The organism is Secundilactobacillus oryzae JCM 18671 (assembly GCF_000740055.1).
In the GTDB taxonomy this organism is placed as follows: Bacteria; Bacillota; Bacilli; order Lactobacillales; family Lactobacillaceae; genus Secundilactobacillus; species Secundilactobacillus oryzae.
In genome coordinates, this window is the sequence record NZ_BBJM01000014.1 from 1 (window position 1) to 19717 (window position 19717).

General features: G+C 43.1%; 19 protein-coding genes and 1 other RNA gene. 3 read left to right on the top strand and 17 right to left on the bottom strand.

Annotation, left to right across the window (positions count from 1 at the left end):
• Positions 1-130 precede the first annotated feature (130 nt).
• From LOSG293_RS04755 to LOSG293_RS04785, 7 genes are all read right to left on the bottom strand, one after another.
• The gene (locus LOSG293_RS04755; RefSeq protein ID WP_034527663.1) at positions 131-2656 is read right to left on the bottom strand and encodes an ATP-binding protein; all 2526 of its coding nucleotides are present in this window, start codon (positions 2654-2656) and stop codon (positions 131-133) included.
• Positions 2657-2698: 42 nt separating this feature from the next.
• Positions 2699-3772, bottom strand: a complete 1074-nt coding sequence (locus tag LOSG293_RS04760; protein WP_034527665.1) for a carbamoyl phosphate synthase small subunit — start codon at positions 3770-3772, stop codon at positions 2699-2701.
• Between the two features lie 33 nt (positions 3773-3805).
• Positions 3806-4342 (bottom strand): bifunctional pyr operon transcriptional regulator/uracil phosphoribosyltransferase PyrR, encoded by a 537-nt coding sequence (gene pyrR / locus LOSG293_RS04765; RefSeq protein WP_034527668.1) that lies wholly within the window; start codon positions 4340-4342, stop codon positions 3806-3808.
• An 85-nt stretch (positions 4343-4427) separates the two neighbouring features.
• Entirely contained in the window at positions 4428-5354 is a 927-nt protein-coding gene (locus LOSG293_RS04770) for an RluA family pseudouridine synthase (protein WP_034527671.1), read from the bottom strand.
• Positions 5354-5803, bottom strand: coding sequence for a signal peptidase II (lspA, locus tag LOSG293_RS04775; RefSeq protein ID WP_034527764.1), 450 nt, complete (start codon positions 5801-5803; stop codon positions 5354-5356). The genes LOSG293_RS04770 and lspA overlap by 1 nt, the downstream gene beginning before the upstream one ends.
• A gap of 32 nt (positions 5804-5835) precedes the next feature.
• On the bottom strand, positions 5836-7500 hold the full coding sequence (locus LOSG293_RS04780) for a formate--tetrahydrofolate ligase (RefSeq protein ID WP_034527674.1): 1665 nt from the start codon (positions 7498-7500) through the stop codon (positions 5836-5838).
• A gap of 12 nt (positions 7501-7512) precedes the next feature.
• On the bottom strand, positions 7513-7896 hold the full coding sequence (locus LOSG293_RS04785) for an EbsA family protein (protein WP_034527676.1): 384 nt from the start codon (positions 7894-7896) through the stop codon (positions 7513-7515).
• Between the two features lie 28 nt (positions 7897-7924).
• Here LOSG293_RS04785 and LOSG293_RS04790 point away from each other — a divergent pair, with 28 nt between their 5' ends.
• Positions 7925-8320: a ribonuclease HI family protein gene (locus tag LOSG293_RS04790; RefSeq protein ID WP_034527678.1), complete on the top strand. Its 396-nt coding sequence runs from the start codon at positions 7925-7927 to the stop codon at positions 8318-8320.
• A gap of 5 nt (positions 8321-8325) precedes the next feature.
• Here the strand turns inward: LOSG293_RS04790 and LOSG293_RS04795 are convergent, their stop codons facing one another.
• The 6 genes from LOSG293_RS04795 to LOSG293_RS04820 all read right to left on the bottom strand — a co-directional run bounded on the left by LOSG293_RS04795 (position 8326) and on the right by LOSG293_RS04820 (position 12851).
• Positions 8326-9444 (bottom strand): NAD(P)/FAD-dependent oxidoreductase, encoded by a 1119-nt coding sequence (locus tag LOSG293_RS04795; RefSeq protein ID WP_034527681.1) that lies wholly within the window; start codon positions 9442-9444, stop codon positions 8326-8328.
• A gap of 102 nt (positions 9445-9546) precedes the next feature.
• Positions 9547-10146 carry a nitroreductase family protein gene (locus LOSG293_RS04800; RefSeq protein ID WP_034527683.1) on the bottom strand — a complete coding sequence of 200 codons (600 nt, stop codon included), beginning with the start codon at positions 10144-10146 and terminating at the stop codon, positions 9547-9549.
• A gap of 114 nt (positions 10147-10260) precedes the next feature.
• The gene (locus LOSG293_RS04805) at positions 10261-11391 is read right to left on the bottom strand and encodes a THUMP domain-containing class I SAM-dependent RNA methyltransferase (protein ID WP_034527685.1); all 1131 of its coding nucleotides are present in this window, start codon (positions 11389-11391) and stop codon (positions 10261-10263) included.
• A gap of 93 nt (positions 11392-11484) precedes the next feature.
• Positions 11485-11861: RNase P RNA component class B (gene rnpB, locus LOSG293_RS04810), an RNA gene on the bottom strand.
• A gap of 16 nt (positions 11862-11877) precedes the next feature.
• On the bottom strand, positions 11878-12225 hold the full coding sequence (gene gpsB, locus LOSG293_RS04815) for a cell division regulator GpsB (RefSeq protein ID WP_034527690.1): 348 nt from the start codon (positions 12223-12225) through the stop codon (positions 11878-11880).
• 56 nt (positions 12226-12281) lie between these two features.
• Positions 12282-12851 (bottom strand): SLOG family protein, encoded by a 570-nt coding sequence (locus LOSG293_RS04820; RefSeq protein ID WP_034527692.1) that lies wholly within the window; start codon positions 12849-12851, stop codon positions 12282-12284.
• Between the two features lie 141 nt (positions 12852-12992).
• Here LOSG293_RS04820 and recU point away from each other — a divergent pair, with 141 nt between their 5' ends.
• Both recU and LOSG293_RS04830 read left to right on the top strand, forming a co-directional pair.
• Positions 12993-13613 (top strand): Holliday junction resolvase RecU, encoded by a 621-nt coding sequence (gene recU / locus LOSG293_RS04825; RefSeq protein WP_034527695.1) that lies wholly within the window; start codon positions 12993-12995, stop codon positions 13611-13613.
• Positions 13614-13628: 15 nt separating this feature from the next.
• Positions 13629-15887, top strand: coding sequence for a PBP1A family penicillin-binding protein (locus LOSG293_RS04830; protein ID WP_034527698.1), 2259 nt, complete (start codon positions 13629-13631; stop codon positions 15885-15887).
• Positions 15888-15960: 73 nt separating this feature from the next.
• On the opposite strand, the gene LOSG293_RS04835 is transcribed toward LOSG293_RS04830, so the two are convergent.
• From LOSG293_RS04835 to LOSG293_RS04850, 4 genes are read right to left on the bottom strand one after another with little or no spacing between them, the layout of a single operon-like run.
• Positions 15961-16665: a DnaD domain protein gene (locus LOSG293_RS04835; protein WP_034527700.1), complete on the bottom strand. Its 705-nt coding sequence runs from the start codon at positions 16663-16665 to the stop codon at positions 15961-15963.
• Between the two features lie 28 nt (positions 16666-16693).
• The gene (gene asnS / locus LOSG293_RS04840; protein ID WP_034527702.1) at positions 16694-17989 is read right to left on the bottom strand and encodes an asparagine--tRNA ligase; all 1296 of its coding nucleotides are present in this window, start codon (positions 17987-17989) and stop codon (positions 16694-16696) included.
• 1 nt (position 17990) lies between these two features.
• Positions 17991-19184 carry a pyridoxal phosphate-dependent aminotransferase gene (locus LOSG293_RS04845; protein ID WP_034527705.1) on the bottom strand — a complete coding sequence of 398 codons (1194 nt, stop codon included), beginning with the start codon at positions 19182-19184 and terminating at the stop codon, positions 17991-17993.
• Positions 19185-19196: 12 nt separating this feature from the next.
• Complete coding sequence (locus tag LOSG293_RS04850) at positions 19197-19706, bottom strand: cell wall elongation regulator TseB-like domain-containing protein (protein WP_051907223.1); 510 nt, start codon at positions 19704-19706, stop codon at positions 19197-19199.
• Positions 19707-19717 lie beyond the last annotated feature (11 nt).

Genomic DNA, 19717 nt, shown 5'->3' on the forward strand with positions numbered 1-19717 from the left:
GAACCAAGCAAGAACCAAAAAAAGAGTAATTTCAAGGGCTGTTTAGCCTTTGAAATTACTCTATAAATTGTTCATCAACAGGATTTGACAAAGAGCCATTTTTTTCTCAGATGCTTTTTGTATCCAACAATTAAATATCATTCGTTAATTCGCTGCGGGCGTTCTCTATTGTAGAGCCAAAGGCAATTTCGCCCCCGATTTGTTGCTGGGAGGTACCTGAAACTTGATTGATTCGTAACTGCTCAAATGGATAAGTAAACGACATGACAGCGACCCGATCTGGTTTCAAATTCACTTTAAATTCAGTCAGAATATCCTCGTCAAGAAGACCTAGCTTTTGCTGAGCTAAAATACGAATCCAGTTAATACCTGTCACCTTATTAAGAAAAGCCAATTCGGTTAGTCTCACCGGTCTAATCCCAGTCAATTCAATTTCAGATTCAGTTTGCAGGAACAAGACTTGGACAATCCCCCTCAAATCACGTGAGTTGGCCTCTTTCATTGCCTTATCAATTAGGACTTGTTGCTCTTCTGATTTCAATGTTGGCGGAGTCTTAAATCCGGCAACTCGGTCCAGCTGATTGGAATGATCCTGACTGACCAAACGCGTCAATTCAATTGGGACCGCTTGTTTATCGGTAACAAACAGACTCACACTCAAATTAGCTCGTTCTGCCAGTTCAACGCCCAATGCTTGATCTGGTGGTAAAATGACAATTTTTTGATGCCGTTTTTTGAGTTCACGAGTCAGATAATGTCGATTTCCGGGAATGAAAATAATTTCCGGTTTTTCGAGCTCAATAATATTCAAAACTTCACCCAATTGGATCGGCTCGATATACTGTTTATCACTCAACTGAGGCGTCAAGGAAGTTGCATTAGGATTGATATTCATGATAATGGTCTGGTAATTCAACTTACGCAGTTGGTTCAATAGTGTCACCGTAAAATAATCGGCAGCAGAGTTTGGTCCAAGTTGATTACCACCACGTCCCACTACCAAAGCCGATTTTTCAGGTAATTTCTGCGATTCATTTTCGATCTCAAAGGTACTGTAGAAAATCGTCGAAAGTTTTTCGAATTCACCCGCCGTGGGTTCAATTGATTTATAGGTCGGTAAAATATGGTTGTCACGCTCTAACTGACGAAGATCGTCAAATGGCATGTGCCAAATACCAGCAACCATCCCATCACCAAAACCAAAGTACTTGGCACGTTCCAAAACGCTGACATCCATTGGATGATCTTGAATTTCAGCTTCAAGTTCAATGATGTGCTTCAACTTATAAAAATAAAATGGATCAATTTTGGTTAACTCAGAAAGTTCATCCACTTGGTAATTTCTTCTAAGTGCTTCAAACAACACATAAATTCGATTAGAGCGCGGGTGAATCAGTTGGTCAATAAGTTGATTATCGGACAGCTGGATCTTTGGGAGTAAGTCTTTTGGACTTAACTGTGAAGAACGCAGTGATTTTAAGATAGCTTCTTCTGTACTTCGTCCCACACCAACAGTTGAACCAACAGATTTCATAATCGTATCTAAATGGTCGTCCGCTTCAGGAATATCTTGAAATGGCCAAATCGGCATTCTAGCTAAAACATGGTCCACCGTTGGCTCCATAATGGTAATTTGCTTGGCGTAGTTGTCTGGTAACTTAATCTCCGCTAGCTTTAAATCGGTCGCTAAATTAGCGATGACAGTCGCAAGTGGGTATCCGGTTCCCTTAGCGGCTAGAGCGACACTCCTATCGACGTAAGGACTAATTTTAGTCATAAAATAACTGTGATCTTCACTATTTAGGGCAAATTGAACATGTAGTGCTCCAGTGATTTTAAGCGCCTGAATAATCTGCAACGTGGCCGTTCGTAATGATTGAAACTCCAAATCAGTCAACGTTTGCGTTGGAATAAATGAAATGGAGTCACCAGAGTGAATACCAATGGGGTCCATGTTTTCAATCCCACTAATCAAAACCCCTGTACCACTCGAATCTCGAATTGCGACCATTTCAATTTCTTTATTACCCACGATACTTTGCTCAATGACTGCTTGATGCACTCGCGACTCTTCAAATCCAGTTTCAAGCGCGTCATCTAAATCAGATTCATTTTCGCAGAGCTTACGATTGGCATCACCCCGAGGTGACACGGATTTTACAATCACGGGGTATCCAATTTCACGAACCACATCAAAAGCCTCGTCAAAATCCTGAACCACTTTCGAGCGAATGACTGGTTGATTGATACGATTCAAAAATTGCTGCATCAAGGCAGGATTGCTAACTTGTTGCAGTGCAACTGGTGGTATACCTAAAATACGAACCTGATTTTCACCTAATATCCCCGTTTCTAAAAGCTCCTGTGTCACACGAATAGCGAGTAAGCCTCCAACAGTTGGTAAAATGGCATCTGGCTGCTCTTTTTCAATAATTTTACGAGCATTATCAACATTGACTGCTTGAATAAACATGTTACTAGGCTGAACCGATTCCAGCGCAACAGAATACGGGTTGTTATCTAGCAGTAAAGTTTTAATCCCCAAGCTTTGAAATGTTTGAATGGTTTGAAAAATGACACTATCAAGTTCAGTTTCATGGCCAATATCAGTTGGACCACCACCAAGGATTAGGACCTTTTGAATTTTATTAATCATGCTCACTCCTCTCTAGCGCAATCAAAATGATTTGATTCGTTTTTATTCTCGATTGCCATCTAATATTTCAACAAATTCGTCAAAAATATCAATGGCATCATCTGGTCCAGGAGCCGCATCTGGGAAAAATTGCACAGAAAAAGCAGGATAATCCCGATGTCTTAACCCCTGAACTGTTCCATTAATTAAATCGATATGGGTAATGATGAGCTGGTCCCGATCAACTGATTTAGGATCAATGGCATAACCCTGTCCTTCCGCAGCAAAAATAACTTGGTTCGTAATAATGCGACGGATTGGATGGTTGGCACCGTGGTGTTCGGAAGCCATTTCTGTGACTTCCGCGTTATTTGCAAGCGCAAATAATTCATGGCCTAAGCCAATCGCAAATAATGGCATTTTTGACTGAATATCCTGAATCATCTCCAACACACTATTGGGCATGTCAAATGGTGATCCGGGGCCCGTTGATAAAATAACACCATCTGGATCAAGATTACTGATTTCTTCCGCTGTCGCAGACCAAGGCAATACCGTTACGTTACAGTTTCGCTTGGATAATTGCCGTAGAATACCATTTTTAAGTCCAAAATCCACCACAACGACATTCCGCCCCGTGTTGGGGTTGGGATAAGGCTTGGGTGTTGAGACCTGAGCCACTTGCTGATTCGTCAAAACGGTCGCATTTAATTGATCGAAGGCATGATCATCCGCCACGTCAACAATACTTCCTTTAATGGTACCGGTTTGTCGTAATTTACGAATGAGGTAACGTGTATCGATACCACTAATACCCGGAATATTGTTTTGTTTCAAGAATTCGTCAAGCGAGAGTCGCCGGTGTCGATTTTTCGAAATGCTGGCTAAGTCTCGCACCACCATACCCTTTGCGGTCGGTAGAATTGATTCATAACTATCATGTGTAATCCCAGTACTACCAATCGTTGGCTGAGAAAAAACGATAATTTGATTGTGATAAATTTGATTGGTGACGATTTGCTGATACCCAGTCATGCTTGTATTAAAGACAACCTGTCCCGTTGTCGTCGCACCAGACCCGAAGCCTTCTCCTTTAAATGCGGAGCCATCTTCAAGTATTAAATATCGTTCCGTCATTTAAATCCTCTCCTAAATACATGACCGCAATCTTTATTTATGTATAATGTCGACCGCGTCTCGTCCGTCAATTTCTTCTACAGAAACTCGGATACGTTCTTTTTGAGAACTTGGAATATTTTTACCGACAAAATCTGCCCGAATTGGCAGTTCACGATGGCCACGATCAACCAAAATAGCCAGATTGATACTTTCGGGTCTACCCATATCAATAATTGCGCTTAAGGCCGCCCGAATTGTGCGTCCAGTATAAAGTACGTCATCGACAAGGATTACCTTTTTTCCTTCAACAGAAAAATCAACATTTTCTGCAGTGACCTTTGGATCGGTTTCCTTGCTATCGTGCTCGATATCGTCACGATACATTGAAATATCAAGTTCGCCCACTGGAATTTCAGTACCCTCTAGCTGTTTAAGTCGGTTTGCGATTCTTTGAGCAAGGTAAAACCCTCGCGTCTTCACGCCTAAAATGACTAAATCATCAATACCTTTATTGTGTTCGATAATTTCATAGGTAATACGGGTCAGTGCCCGTTGCATTGCCATAGCGTCTACGACTGCTTTAGCCATTACGATATCCTCCTAAAATAAATTGTTGGTCACGTCAAATCTCAAAAAGTTTATTAAATTAAGTAAAGCATAAAACCGAGCTTTTTTAAAGGTGGTCGTCCTGCTTAATTCCAGCTTGGTGCCGAAGTTTCGTCACCATGGCTTGAAATTCCTCAGGCACCTGAACCGTAAATAGCATCTCTTTCCCGGTTGTTGGATGCGTAAAGCCCAATTCCTTTGCATGTAAATATTGGCCGGTCCCTGGCAGCGTCTTCTTAGGCCCATATAGTGGGTCTCCCGCCAATGGATGACCAATCGATTTCATGTGCACGCGAATTTGATGCGTCCGTCCTGTTTCCAGACGGCAGGCAATCAAGGTGTAGTGAAGATAGCGCTCTAAAACTCGGTAATGCGTTATCGCTGGTCGCCCATCCGCCACAATGGCCATTTGCTTACGATCTTTTGGTGATCTCGCGATTGGTGCGTCAATAGTCCCTGAATCGTTTTTAACAATTCCGTGGACCAGTGCGAGATATTCGCGTTTGTTGGTCTTAGCTTTCAACTGAGCAGCTAAAAACTGGTGTGCATGATCGTTCTTCGCCACCATCAACAAGCCACTCGTATCTTTGTCAATTCGGTGGACGATACCGGGCCGAAATTCACCGTTAATTGTTGATAGCGGACTATGATGAAGCAGCGCATTTACTAAGGTATGGTTGGGATGACCTGCCGATGGATGCACCACCATGCCAGCCGGTTTGTTGACCACAATCACATCATCATCTTCGTAAACGATATCCAAGGGAATGGCTTCAGGCTGCACATCAATGGCCACGGGATCTGGTTTTTGAATCTCAATTAAATCACCAGTAGCCACGGCATACTTAGGCTTTTCAGTTTTTCCATTGACCTTAATTTGGTCAGCTTCGATGGCATTTTTAACTTGGGAACGGCTCCAGTCAGCAAAATGCTCGCTAATAACTTTATCGAGGCGCCCTGATTCCGTCGTAATTTCAAATTGTTCAGTTTCCATTACTTCTTCATTCTTTCTTCGAACAGCATGAATGTAAGCAGGAGAACAACCCCTACTGTTAAACAAGTATCCGCAAAATTAAAAATGGGAAAATGAATAAAATCAAGTTGGAACATGTCCACAACGTATCCTTGTGTTGCACGATCAATAAAATTGCCCAATGTTCCGGCAATCAGTAGTGAAATTGAAAGCGCATATGGCCAATAATGGCGGAAAACCCAAAAGTAATAAATCATGACGGCAAGCGCAAAAACAGTAATAATGGTGAACAACCATTGTTGGCCGCTCAGAATACTCCAGGCAGCACCGTCATTTTGTAAGTTTGTAAGTGAAAGTACCCCAGGTACCAAAACTTTAGTCGCCCCTAAAGCAACACCGGCAACAATCGCATGCTTAATGAGTTGATCAATCACGATAAGTCCGATCATGAGTAAGGTAAATAAAATAATCATAGTCTTCTCCAGTTTGAATGTCGGATATTTTAGAACAAGCCAGTAATCTTACCATTTTCGTCTATATCCATATTTAGTGCAGCAGGTTTCTTTGGTAATCCAGGCATCGTCAAAATTTTCCCGGTTAAGGCGACGATGAAGCCAGCCCCTAACTTAGGAATGAATTCGCGTACATGAATGGTGAAATCAGTTGGTGCCCCTAAAACACTGGCTTCATCCGTGAATGAGTACTGGGTTTTGGCCATACAAACGGGTAACTGATCCCAGCCCCGTGCTTGGAACGTTTTAAGTTGACGGGCAGCCTTAGCCGATAATTCAACCTTTGCACCACCATAAATTCGAGTGACAATCTGTGTCATTTCCGTCATCAAATCATCGTCGTCGTTGTAAAGTGGCTTGAAGGTCGTTGGCTTGGTCTCACAGGCCTCGATAACTCCCGCAGCTAGTTCAGTTGCGCCATCACCACCGTTTGCCCAGACCGTCGTATCATAGGCAGTGACACCCAATTCAGTCTCGACTAGTGCCTTCAGCGTTGCCACTTCGGCATCGGTATCCGAGCTAAAGCGGTTAATGGCCACTACGACCGGAACGCCATATTGGCGCATGTTGGCGACATGCCGTTTGAGGTTCGCACTTCCAACTTTCAATGCCTCCAGATTTTCGACACCCAACTCTGGTAATTTAACTCCTGCATTGTATTTAAGTGCACGAATGGTTGCGACAATGACAATCGTATCGGGCGTTTTTCCTAAATTAGGAACCTTGATATCTAAAAATTTTTCAGCCCCTAAATCGGCGCCAAAGCCCGCCTCAGTTACCGCATAGTCGGCTAATTTTAAAGCAGCGTTAGTGCCCAAAATAGAGTTACAGCCGTGCGCAATGTTGGCAAATGGACCGCCATGAATAATGGCTGGGGTATGCTCCAGCGTTTGAACTAGATTAGGTTTGATGGCATCTTTTAGTAATAAGGCAATCGCACCGCCAACTTGTAAGTCGGCAACGGTCACGGGTTCTTTATCATAAGTGTAGCCAATTAAAATCTTATTTACGCGCCGTTTCAAGTCCATCAGGTCCGTACCCAAACATAAAATTGCCATCAATTCACTGGCAACGGTAATATCAAAGCTTGATTGGCGTGGAACCCCGCCCGTTCGACCTCCAAGACCGGTTACGACGTCTCGGAGTGCACGATCGTTAATATCGAGGACGCGATTCCAGGTAATGGCCCTAGGGTCAATTCCCAGTTCATTGCCTTGGTGAATATGATTATCAATCAGCGCCGCTAACGTATCATGAGCTTCTGTCAGGGCATGCAAATCACCCGTAAAATGCAGATTAATATCTTCCATGGGAATGACTTGGGCCATACCGCCACCTGTAGCGCCACCCTTCATGCCCATTACCGGTCCCAATGAGGGTTCCCGTAGTGCAATTGCGGTCTTCTTACCAGCTTTGGTAAGCGCATCACCCAACCCTACCGTCACGGTCGATTTTCCTTCACCAGCAGGCGTCGGGTTAATCGATGTGACTAGTATTAGTTTATGACCAGCTGTCTTCCCCTGAATGGGTAACTTAATCTTGGCCTTGTTTTCACCATAGTGCTCAATATCTGTATGTGCCAAACCTAATTTAGCCGCGATATCATCGATAGGCTCGCCCGTAGCCGCCTGTGCAATTTCAATATCTGTTTTCAACTGAATAACCCCCTATTTTGAAATAATTGCTTGTAGTTCAATGACCGAGTTTCGTGGCATAATAAAGTTATAAATTTTTCCGTTTGCGACAAAGCCGATTCGGTACTTAGATGTTGTGACGGTCGAAATACCGTCTAACGGAATCTGTGCCCCGCCTCGATTGATCACTTTTTTGATAATCAGCGTGTGGTCCTTAATCACCATGTGGCGATAGTGGATTTCAATCCAACTAATTAGTGCAAACACCACAAAAAATGCAAAGGTAATCCACTGAAAGTGGGTAATCTCAAGCCAAACAACGACGCCGGCAAGAAAAATCATAAACGTCCAGCTCCAGTTAATAATGCTGACAAGCGGACTTGGTTGATATAAAAATCGACGCTCTTGAGTTAACATAACAACGATCCTTTCAAGGAGGAGTAATATGATTACATTATACACTGATGCCGCAACGAATCCTAAAACTAAAGTGAGTGCTTGCGGAGTCTTAATAATTGAAAATAATCAGCAACAACAATTAAAATTTTCCTTACCTACTGGTGATAATCACGAAAGCGAATTTCGTGCAGCTATTAAGGGATTTGAAGCCCTTATTTACCAATACATGATCCCTAGTGAAAAGACTGTCCGTTTTTATACGGACAGTCAGTTATTAGCAGATAGTATTCAGAAACGATATGCCAAGCATTATCAATCCCTATTGGACGACTTACTTGGATTACAAGATCAATTTGCCTTCGTCTTAACTCAGTGGGTACCTGAAAAACAAAATCAAGGCGCTCATCACTTGGCCCTTCAAGAACTTCATTCTCAAGAATGAGGTTCTTATTTTTTACTGATGTAAAGGTTAATATCCTTCTCAAACTTCGACCAATCTGGTTGGCCACCAAAGATGACAGAACCAGCCAATAATTTACCAATAATTGGGCCAGTAGTCAGACCTGAAGAACCAAGCCCGCCTGCAACCATCACCTTATTGAAGAACGGAATGGGACCAAAGAATGGTGCGAAATCACTTGTGTAGCCCCGAGTTCCCACACGCATGCCAGTTACTTTATCAATGGTTAAATCAGCAATCATTTGCTTGGCACTGCGGAACAAATCGTCTTTTGCTTCGCCGGTTGCTTCTAGATTAAAGGTAGCGTCATCTTCATGGGTGGCGCCCACGACTAGTTGACCATTGCCAAACGGAATAAAGTCACGCTCTCCCTCAGGCATCAACACCGGCATAACTTGATGGCTTTCAATATTTTTAACACTCAATTCAATTAATTGCCCTTTTTGAGGACGAACATCAACGTCAATATCCAGCGGTTTTAGTGTCTCCTTCATCCAAGCGCCAGTCGCGACAACCACGCGATCAAATCGTTCTAGTTTACTCCCCATCATCACGTTACCATCAGAATTGAGGGTTACCCGCTGCTGTTTGATGGTTAGATTACGATTCGTTGCAATTTTCAAAAGCGCGTCAATGTATTTCGATCCGTCAAGACGGGCGCCACCGGAAACGAAGACACCGGGTTGAGCGTTTGTTAGTAAGGGGATTCGTTGCGCGACCTCTTCAGCACTCAACTTAAGCACCTCACCCATCTGAGCCGTTTCTGTTCGTCGCTTCTCAGCCAGCAAGTACAAGGCATCTAAATCCGCTTCATCAGTTCGGGTAATAATTGTCCCAGTTTGTTGATAAACCTCGTTATCAAAGTTAGCTTCACGTGCTAATTGGGGTAATAATTCTGCGCCTCGCTTAGCTAGCTCGTACCATTGCTTATTTCGACGCTTAGAAAGCCAAGGTGAAATAATCCCAGCCGCTGCTTTTGTTGCCTGACCAGTTCCATCATCGTACAAGGTTACCTCTTGTTGCTCGTGCCCTGGTAATTGACTTAAATAATAAGCGACTGTTGCACCAACAATGCCACCGCCAATAATTGCCACTTTTTGTGTCATTAAAAAACCTCCACATCAATTTATCTAACTCTATACTAGCACATCCAGTTATGATCGATGGCACAAAAAAAGCCGCCCCGGTCTCGGGAGCGGCAATTTTTATTACTTAAATACTTTGAATTGTTCGTCAGTTGACATGAATTCTTTGTCACCGGCTGGGGCTTCAATAGAACCAAAGTCAAGTTGACCACGAAGACGCCAGTTTTCTGGAATGTTGAATTCTTTTCTAACTAAGTCGTCAATGATTGGGTTGTAATGTTGGATGTTAGCACCAATTCCCATTTCAGCAAAGGTTGTCCAGATTGAGTAAAGGGCCATTCCTAAGCCTTGTTCTGACCAGTCGTAGAAATTGTCAGCGTATAGTGGGAAGTTTTCTTCAAGGCCCTTAACAACATCAGTATCAGTGAAAAGCATAACTGTACCGTATGCTGACTTGAAGCCGTTAATCTTTTGAAGGGTCTTTTGATAAGCTTCTTCAGTAGGTACTTCTGACTTAAGACGGTCAGCAACGATGTCCCATAGCTTATCATGACTACCATCAAATAAGGTTACTGCACGAACAGTTTGGCTGTGAAATGCAGTTGGTGCTTGTTGAACGGCACCTTCAACAGTCTTAACCAATTCGTCTTGTGATTGGTTAACGTTCTTGCCTAAAGCATAAATTGAGCGACGCTTCTTTTGTAAATCGTAAAATTCAGTCATTTTCGTATCCACCTTAATTAATTATTAGATGCTATTGTTCGTTAGCACCCCGTTAATTAAAATAATAACAGCTTACTTTTTGTTAGTAAAGCGAAAAGTGTTAATTTTGACCATTTATCTAATTTTATGACCCCAATATTGGAAGTAGTCTGTTCTCAGAGCTCCGTTATATAGTTTTCGCTTCTTAGTTGCCCGTTCACCATAAAATTGTTCGAAATCAAGATCAGCTGTAATAATGTATTTCGACCAACTCGTTAAAGGCTTGAATGCTTTTCCCATTTGGCGATACATCACTTCAACTTTTTCCTTATCCTTCATTCGTTCACCGTAAGGCGGGTTCGAAATGATGACACCGTTGATCTTGTCCGTCTTGAAATCTTGAACGGCGACCTGCTTAAACTCGATATCATGTAAGACACCGGCTGCGTTAGCGTTAACCTTGGCAACCTCGATCATGGAACCGTCGATATCAGAACCATAGATATCTAAATCAATTTCGTGATTTTCTTGTGTCCGAGCTTCTTCACGCAATTTTTGACTAATTTCCTTATAGTCAGCATGCCAGTCTTCACAAACGAACGAACGGTTAATACCAGGGGCGATGTTACGACCAATTAAAGCCGCTTCAATCGGAATTGTTCCAGAACCACAGGTAGGATCAACTAATGGCATATCTGGCCACCAACTAGTCAGCTTGATTAGTGCAGCCGCCATATTTTCCTTCATTGGCGCAGCACCCTTAGCTTGCCGGTAGCCACGTTTGAAAAGACTGTCACCGGTGGTATCCAGTGTGACCATCACTTGATCATCACGCACGGCAACTTCAACTGGGAATGTTGCACCAGTTTCAGGCAATCTCGTCCGGCGATGATAAACAGCACTTAGCTTATTTACGATAGCTTTCTTGGAAATCGCTTGAATATCCGGCACACTATGCAATTTAGAATTTTTCGAACGACCGTTTACTGGGAATGCAGCATCCATTGGCATGAAATGTTCCCATGGCAAGGCATTAACCTTATCGAATAGCTCTTCAAAAGTGGTCGCCTTAAATTCAGCGATGATAATTTTAATCCGATCAGCTGTCCGCAGCCATAAGTTGGCCTTGATAATGTCTTCCATCGTACCGTCAAACTTAATTCGGCCGTTTTCAACCTGTGTTTGGTACCCCAGATCCTTTAATTCGCGTCCAGCAATTGCTTCAATTCCGGCCGCAGTTGCAGCGTATAAATGAAAAGTTTCCATTACGTTGTCCTCCTGTCTATCTATAGAGTCATTTAGAATAATTTTAGCCATAAAAAAAGCGGGAGCAAGCTCCCGCTACCTGAAGGTGTAAACCTCTGTAAGCCATGTTTTGTGCCTTAGTGAGGTCAGGAAGTCTCACTAAGGTAGTAATCATCTATCTCGAGAGCAAAAGCTCTCCCCCCACATTTCGTTCATTTCCATATGTGAAGCGCCCCTACCGTAGTTTGGGTTGCCCGCTCGAGGGGTTTACCGCGTTCCACCGTTGCTGTTTCCAACAACGTCATCGTCGCTGTGGCACTTTCAAAGATAATCAAGCATAGCCGAAGCCTTAGCTCTTTCTCTTGCCGTAATCCAATAAATTGGATTCCCCGGCTTATTTTTTCACCGAGCACGAACACTACAGGCATCGCAGCCTGTGCGAGCATGGACTTTCCTCAGCCGACATAAGCCGACCGCGATTACTCAAAGTTTACACCTGATTTAATATTACAAACGATGTGAATCATTCGCATTATTATCTAATTGTGAGCCAAAAACGTGTCTTTCCAAGTTGGATAAGCGTTTCAAAATATCCATATTGGAAGCGTTAGAAGCTGGTTGTGTATTTGGCTGAGGGATTGACCCGCCAACAGAAAGTTGCTTAGTTAATTCGTCGACCTTGGCCAACAACCGCGCATTTTCTTCAGAAAGACGTTGATTTGCCTTGCTGTAGCTTTCGTAATCCTTGATGACGTTATCCAAAAAGCTGTCAACATCAGTAGGATCATAGCCACGCATCTTCTGACGAAACTCCTTTTGCAAGATATCTTTAGGAGTAAAATTAATATTTTCCATCGTTAGTTACACCTCATCATCTGTCAAACACCAACATTTATATATGTTATCAGATTTTAGTCACCTTGAAAACCATTATTTAAATTTTCTTGGTATTCAGTTGCCATTTCCTGCAACCAATCGAAATCTAACAACGCTAACTCATATTGCTGTTGAGCCATGTATTTTTTTATCACCTGATAATCGTACTCAGGCTTGCCTTCTTTCTCTATATCATATACTAAAGCTGCCCGTTCTGTATGAGAAAGCATGAAAGTTTGGTAATTTCTTAATTGTTGCGGGCTCTCGTAAGGACTTGCACTCACCGAATCAACAAAATCAGCTTGTAATTTGACCTGAGCTAGTTTCGCTTGATTCGTTTCGTTCCAATTCGAACCGAAGTCTTTAAAAGGGAGCATCATGGCAATTTTAAATTCGGGATATTCTGATTTTAATTCAGCACCCGCTTCTATCGCCCATTGCTCAATGCCAAGCTGTCCCCCGGTAATTAACCAAGTGACGCCAGTTTCAATACTTTCCTTTAAATAGTTTTTAAGTGCATAGTGAATCACTTTAAGTTTAGGATCTTCATTTCCAAAAACACCCAGCTCATAATTTCGATAACCCGTTAGCCAGAGTCGGCTCATTCGAATGCCTCCTTAAGATACATTCAGGGAATTCTCAACACTCCCTTAAGATTCTACTTCTATAATACAATAAAATTCCGGTTTGCTGTATAATACCAGTATTATGTGTCTACACTATAATCTTGAAAGGTGATGCTTCTGGTGGCGATTCGATATCCGAACGGCAAACCGTTCCATAGTCCAGACAACGTCAGCTCCCACAAGAAGTCACCGCTTTCCAAAGCGAGCTTCAGCGATCGTGGGATGACACTTGAGCAAGAAATCAATCAAAGCAATACCTACTACCTCAGTCATGATGTCGCGGTTATTCATAAGAAACCAACGCCCATTCAGATTGTGAATGTTGATTATCCTAAACGAAGTGCTGCCGTGATTAAGGAAGCCTACTTCAAACAAGCATCCACGACTGATTATAATGGTGTTTATCGTGGCTTTTACATTGACTTTGATGTAAAAGAGACCCAAAATAAAACCGCATTTCCATTGCATAATTTTCATCAGCATCAAATCGATCATATGCGACAGTGTATTGCTCACGGGGGAATTTGCTTTGCATTAATTAAATTCGTTTTTCTAGACCAAATTTACTTGCTTAAAGCATCGGATTTATTCAGTTACTGGGACGCGATGGAAAACGACGACGGTCGCAAGTCAATTCCATTAGCTGACGTTCAGAAACTAGGCACCGAAATCAAGTATAAGATTCAACCGCTGATTCCTTATTTAAGTGCGGTAGACCAACTAATCAATGAGATTAGCTAACAAAGGGGAAACAACATGTCATCAAATAATTCAAATCAACCGACTCGAATGAGCCGGAGCAAGCAACAAAAAAAGGCACCTGGCACGGGTCGGGGTTGGCAACGCGTCAAGAAGACCTTGTATATCGTTTTTGCCGCCCTATTTGTCGTTCTTTTAATGGGCATGGGACTGTTCTTCTTCTACGCGCAAAGTGCGCCTAAAGTCACGCAGAGCGAATTGGCCAGCGATACTTCAACGAAGGTGTATGATGCCTCGGGTTCTGTCATTTCCAAGTTAGGGGCCCAAGATCGTAATTACGTCAAAAGTAAAAATATCCCTGGCACACTGAAGCAAGCCGTTGTTTCAATCGAAGACAAGCGTTTCTATAAACATCATGGTGTTGATCCTACCCGTATTATGGGTGCTGCGGTTGCCGATTTAACCGGTTCATCACTTGGTTTACAAGGTGGAAGTACCCTTACCCAACAGCTCGTTAAGCTTTCCGTCTTCTCAACGGCCGCTTCCGACCGAACAATCAAACGAAAAGCTCAGGAAGCTTGGCTAGCATTACAAGTTGAACGGAAGTATTCGAAAGATAAAATTCTCGAGTTTTATATCAACAAAGTTTACATGGGTAACGGCGTTTACGGGATGCAAACAGCTGCTAAGTATTACTATGATACGAAGCTTAGCAACTTGAATCTCTCCCAATTGGCGACCTTAGCCGGAATGCCACAATCTCCAACTTCCTATGATCCAATCAAGTATCCTCAACTCGCTACCCAACGTCGAAATACGGTGTTAACAGCAATGGCGTCCAACAACGTCATTACCGAAGCGCAAGCTAACCAGGCTAAATCAGTGGACATCACAACCGATTTAGTCACCCGTCATTCTGATTCATCTAGAACCAACACCAACGCTAAAGTGATTGACTCTTATCTTAAGAATGTTTACGACGAACTGAAGAAAAAAGGTTATAACACTAATACGGGCGGTCTCAAGGTTTACACAAACTTGGATCTAAGCGCGCAAAAGCATCTATATAACACCGTTAATAATGACTCAACCATTGGTTTCCCAGATAATAAGCTTCAAGTTGGTGCGACAATGGTTAATGCAAAGAACGGTAAAGTAGTCGCAATGATTGGCGGTCGAAAAGTCGGCAATGTCTCCTTTGGTTTCAACCGAGCGACTCGAACCGACCGTTCCAGTGGTTCTACAATGAAACCGCTCATGGATTACGGTCCTGCTATCGAATATCTGAAGTACCCCACTTACCAACCGGTTAGCGATACAGCGTATACGTATTCTGGAACCAACAAACAGCTTTACGATTTTGACCGTAAGTATCAAGGCACCATTACGATGCGCAAAGCATTGGTCGAATCACGAAACATTCCTGCTATTCGAACCTTGGAAGCCGTCGGAATTGATAAAGCAACAACCTTCCTCGGCAAATTGGGCATGACTTTCAAGGATGAGCTTCAACTACAAAATGGTATCGGTGCATATATTTCATCTGAACAGGAAGCTGCTGCCTACGCCGCCTTTTCAAATGGTGGAACCTACTATAAACCATACCTGATTAGCAAAGTCGTCACTTCGGATGGTGAGTCTAAGTCCTTCAAGAGCAAAGGCAAACGAGCTATGTCACCAGCCACAGCATTTATGCTGACTGATATGATGAAGGGTGTTATGACGGATTCAAATGGCTCCGGAACAGCTGCTGACATTTCAGGACTCTACCAAGCTGGTAAAACTGGGACCACCGCTTACCCTGACGAATACGCCAGCTCCGTTCCAGATAGTTCAGTCATGGATTCTTGGATGACCGGCTATACTAAGAATTATTCCCTCTCAGTTTGGACTGGTTATGATCACCAGTTTAAGGCTGGTCACTACATCACTCAGGACCAAACTAAGATTGCTCAGCTCATTTATAAGAGTCAAATGACTTATATGGCACAAAATTCAACAAACGAAAATTGGACGGCGCCTAGCGATGTTGTGCCAGTTCAACGAAACGGCACCACCGAATATTACGTTTCTGGACACCCAGGCACAAGTGCTATTGCCAACTCCGGAGCCACAAATCAATATAGTAGTACTAACAATTCTAGCTCTTCTCGTTACAGTAGCAACAGCCAGGCAACCACTAATTCAGAAAGCGAAAGTTCAACTAGCTCATCAAACGATAGCGAATCGAATACGCAGACTGAACAAACACCTGGTGGCGATGGTACAAACAACGAATCAAGTAATGCAAATTCAACCTCGACTACTGAAGAATAAGAAAAGCCACTAATCATCAATTAAACTTGATGGTTAGTGGCTTTTTTGTCGTCCTCCTGATCAAACAGGTTGGCTAATGATTCGGATTTTGATCCGTAATCTTAAAAATCGGAATTTTTGGTTGAGACCCCTTGTTCACCTTAGATTCAACTTTACCGGTTGAATGTGCATTTCGGTACTTTTGCACCTCTTCAGGGGTTCGAATGTTCCGTTTCTCCCAGTTCATCAAAATCTTATCGATGTACTTGAAGTTATAAACCTGGTTTAAAACCGCCTCTTTAAGGGCTAATTGAATCAAAGTGGGTTGATAACGATCTTCATCAATCCAATTACCAACCGTTTCCAACTCGATTGGCGATAACGTTCGTCCAAATTCTGATTCAAATTGCGCAAACAACTGACGCCGAGTGGTTTGCTGGGTTTCTACCTGGACTTTTTCGATGCTTTGCTCTTCCAAAACGGCTAACTTCTCGTAAAGCAACGAGAAGTCATATACATCATGGGTCAAGCCATCAGCACCTTTTAAACTATCAATGGTTAAAAGCTTCTTTTTAATGAGTTCATGCAGAAGTTGGTAGATAGCCTGTTCAGACTCATCCATGTGTTGGGCAATTTGCTGAATATCGGGGAAATCTTGGCCGTTATCAATGAAAGATTTAACTTGGATGAAGACCAAAAACTCCTGATGGGTCATGTTAAGACGACGATAATTGGCGATGAGCAAATTGTTCAGAACCGTATTACCAGCTTTTACATACGTTTTAAAAAAGTTCGTCATATCATCACCCAATTTCTTTCATGCTGTTTTATGGATAAATTCTGTTTAACAAACGTGGGAATGGAATAGCTTCCCGAACATGTTCCTCACCCGTAATCCAAGTGATTGCGCGTTCGAGCCCTAAACCAAATCCTGAGTGAGGGACGCTACCATACTTACGTAAGTCGAGGTACCAGCTGTATTCCTTTGGATCCAATCCTGCCTTCACAACTTCACTATAGAGATAGTCATAATCGGTTGCCCGTTCTGACCCACCAATAATTTCACCATAGCCTTCTGGTGCCAATAAATCGGCACAAATGACCACGTCGTCACGCGTTGGATGTGGCTTCATGTAGAACGGCTTGATTGCCTTTGGATAGTTTAATACGAAAACTGGTTTGTCGAAATGGTCGGCCAGGAAAGTTTCCTCAGGCGAACCAAAATCGGCACCCCATTCGATATCAAAATCATTGGCCTTCAGCAAGTCAATCGCTTCATCATAGCTAATTCGTGGGAAAGGCAATTGCGTATACTTCTTCAAGGTGTCCACATCACGTTCCAACGTGTTCAGCGCTGAGGCACAGTGATCAATCACATTTTGAACAAGATAGGCAATATAGGTTTCTTGAACCTGTAAACTGTCCTCTTGATGCATAAAGGCCATTTCTGGTTCAATCATCCAAAATTCAATCAAATGACGACGCGTCTTTGATTTTTCAGCACGGAAGGTTGGACCGAATGAAAAGACCTTGTCAAAGGCCATTGCCCCAGCTTCTTCATACAATTGACCTGATTGTGATAGATAAGCGTCACGATCGAAGTATTCCGTATGGAAGAGATCTGATGTCCCTTCTGGCGCACTCCCCGTTAAAATTGGGGCATCAATCTTGGTGAAGCCCTCTTTGTTGAAGAACTCGTATGTTGCCCGAATCACTTCGTTCCGGATTGTCATGATGGCGTGAGGCTTACTTGAACGTAGCCATAAGTGGCGATGGTCCATTAAAAAATCAGTTCCGTGTTCTTTAGGCGTAATTGGGTATTCAGCACTTTCGCCAACAACCTCAATCGCTTCAACTTCGATTTCGTAACCAAACTTAGACCGGGCATCCTCATGAATGACACCGGTAATCAACATACTTGTTTCTTGCTTTAATTCTTTGGCTAGTTGAAAAGTGGCTTCGTCGACGTTGGCCTTAACCACAACGCCTTGGAAGAACTCGGTACCATCTCGTAGTTGCAAGAAGGCAATTTTACCACTAGACCGTTTGTTAGTGAGCCAAGCCCCAATCTGGACCTTCTCATCAACATGATTTTTTGAATCAACGATATTAATTTGCTTCATTTCAGTTCTTTCCTCCACTGCTATTTTTAATCACAAAGTTTTTAATCCGTTCAACACCAGTTTCTAGCTGTTCAAGCGAAAGTGCATAACTTAGCCGGATATGACCAGGCACACCAAATACGATACCATCAACAACGGCCACGTGGGCCTCTGTCAGCAAGCCGGATACGAATTCTGTACTAGATAATTGGGTGAGCGCCAAAGCTTCCTCAATGTTTGGAAACAGGTAAAAGGCGCCTTCCGGTTTTTTAGTTAACCTAAATCCCGGAATGGCAACTAACTTAGGATATATCGTATTCAAACGAGTTTCAAATTCTTTTCGCATTTTTTCAGCTGCAGTGGCACCCGAACGAAAAGCTTCAATCGAAGCATATTGACTTACAGCGGCAGGATTACCAGTTGCATGGGAGACAAAGGCACTAATTGCCTTAATCATTTGAGCATCCCCCATCACAATTCCAATCCGCCATCCGGTCATCGAGTAAGTCTTCGACACCCCGTTAATGATGATGGTTTGCGCTTTAATTTGCTCGCCGAGAGCCCCCATCGAATGGAAAGTTTGGCCGTTATAAACCAATTCACCGTAAATTTCATCCGAGATAATCACGATGCCTTGATGGACCGCCCAGTTACCAAACGCGATAAGCTCATCACGACTATAAATCTCACCAGTCGGATTTTGCGGGCTGTTCAAAATTATTGCCTTGGTCTGATCTGTGGCTTTGGCAGCCAACAGATCCACCGTTAATCGACCATTGGCATCCAATGGCGCGGCTACAGGTTTAGCGCCAGCCAGCTTAATTTGCTCGGCATAACTCACCCAATACGGTTCCGGGAGCAAAACTTCATCCCCTGGATCAAGAATTGCCTGGAATGTTGCATAGAGCGCCATTTTAGCCCCGGTCGTCACGGCGATTTGATCTAAATCATAGTTAAGATGAAAAGCATCAGCAAAATGGTCACTTATGGCCTGCTTCAGCTCTTTTAGGCCACTCGCCGGCGTATAAAAACTAGCCTTACCCGTCTTGATGGCGGTAATTGCGGCTGTTTCAATCACTTCTGGGGTGGTAAAATCCGGCTCACCAATCCCCATATTAATCATGTCGACACCCTCGGCCTGAAGCTGCTTAGCCAGCCCCAACGTTTTCATCGTTGCTGAGGGTTGAATGTCTTGAATCCGTCTTGATAATTTCACTAGCGGGTCCTCCTAGAGATTAATTATTTTCTGCAGTGATTTACCAGTAGTAAACCGAATCGTTTCGTAATTCAACTTGCCCTTTTGGCTTAGATAAGTGACCACCCAGGCCGGCTTACCGTTAAAAATTCCGATTGACGCTCGGAGTACTTTCTTGGGATTGCGTGAACTCCAGATACGTTGTAAGACTTGGTTACGCGTCAAACCATCCTTCTGCTTTAAGACAACCAAGTTACCACCCTTTTGGGGAACAACGACGTAAACTGCTTGCTTCTCCTTGTTCACCCCGTCTACCGTGTAGTAAGTCTTATGCAGGTTCGTCCAATAAACGTCAGACACTTCGGTTACCCCCGCATACTTCTTAGCAAGTGAACTAGCTTGATTTTCTGCTCGCGCATTAGGCGCAATTGACCGATTTAAAATGAACACGCCGGCCAACATCACCACCAATACCACGACTAAAGTGAGAATAATAGGCCGCCGGTAGCTGGAACGTGGCTTTTTCATAACTTCTCTTCTCAATTTATCATTCC

Bases quoted from the DNA above. Each gene is read 5' to 3' on its own strand.
- LOSG293_RS04760 (WP_034527665.1), bottom strand. From the start codon at position 3,772: ATGACGGAACGATATTTAATACTTGAAGATGGCTCCGCATTTAAAGGA.
- LOSG293_RS04770 (WP_034527671.1), bottom strand. From the start codon at position 5,354: ATGGAAACTGAACAATTTGAAATTACGACGGAATCAGGGCGCCTCGAT.
- LOSG293_RS04790 (WP_034527678.1), top strand. From the start codon at position 7,925: ATGATTACATTATACACTGATGCCGCAACGAATCCTAAAACTAAAGTG.
- gpsB (WP_034527690.1), bottom strand. From the start codon at position 12,225: ATGGAAAATATTAATTTTACTCCTAAAGATATCTTGCAAAAGGAGTTT.
- LOSG293_RS04755 (WP_034527663.1), bottom strand. From the start codon at position 2,656: ATGATTAATAAAATTCAAAAGGTCCTAATCCTTGGTGGTGGTCCAACT.
- LOSG293_RS04785 (WP_034527676.1), bottom strand. From the start codon at position 7,896: ATGTTAACTCAAGAGCGTCGATTTTTATATCAACCAAGTCCGCTTGTC.
- LOSG293_RS04805 (WP_034527685.1), bottom strand. From the start codon at position 11,391: ATGGAAACTTTTCATTTATACGCTGCAACTGCGGCCGGAATTGAAGCA.
- asnS (WP_034527702.1), bottom strand. From the start codon at position 17,989: ATGAAGCAAATTAATATCGTTGATTCAAAAAATCATGTTGATGAGAAG.
- LOSG293_RS04800 (WP_034527683.1), bottom strand. From the start codon at position 10,146: ATGACTGAATTTTACGATTTACAAAAGAAGCGTCGCTCAATTTATGCT.
- pyrR (WP_034527668.1), bottom strand. From the start codon at position 4,342: ATGGCTAAAGCAGTCGTAGACGCTATGGCAATGCAACGGGCACTGACC.
- LOSG293_RS04795 (WP_034527681.1), bottom strand. From the start codon at position 9,444: ATGACACAAAAAGTGGCAATTATTGGCGGTGGCATTGTTGGTGCAACA.
- LOSG293_RS04820 (WP_034527692.1), bottom strand. From the start codon at position 12,851: ATGAGCCGACTCTGGCTAACGGGTTATCGAAATTATGAGCTGGGTGTT.
- LOSG293_RS04835 (WP_034527700.1), bottom strand. From the start codon at position 16,665: ATGACGAACTTTTTTAAAACGTATGTAAAAGCTGGTAATACGGTTCTG.
- LOSG293_RS04830 (WP_034527698.1), top strand. From the start codon at position 13,629: ATGTCATCAAATAATTCAAATCAACCGACTCGAATGAGCCGGAGCAAG.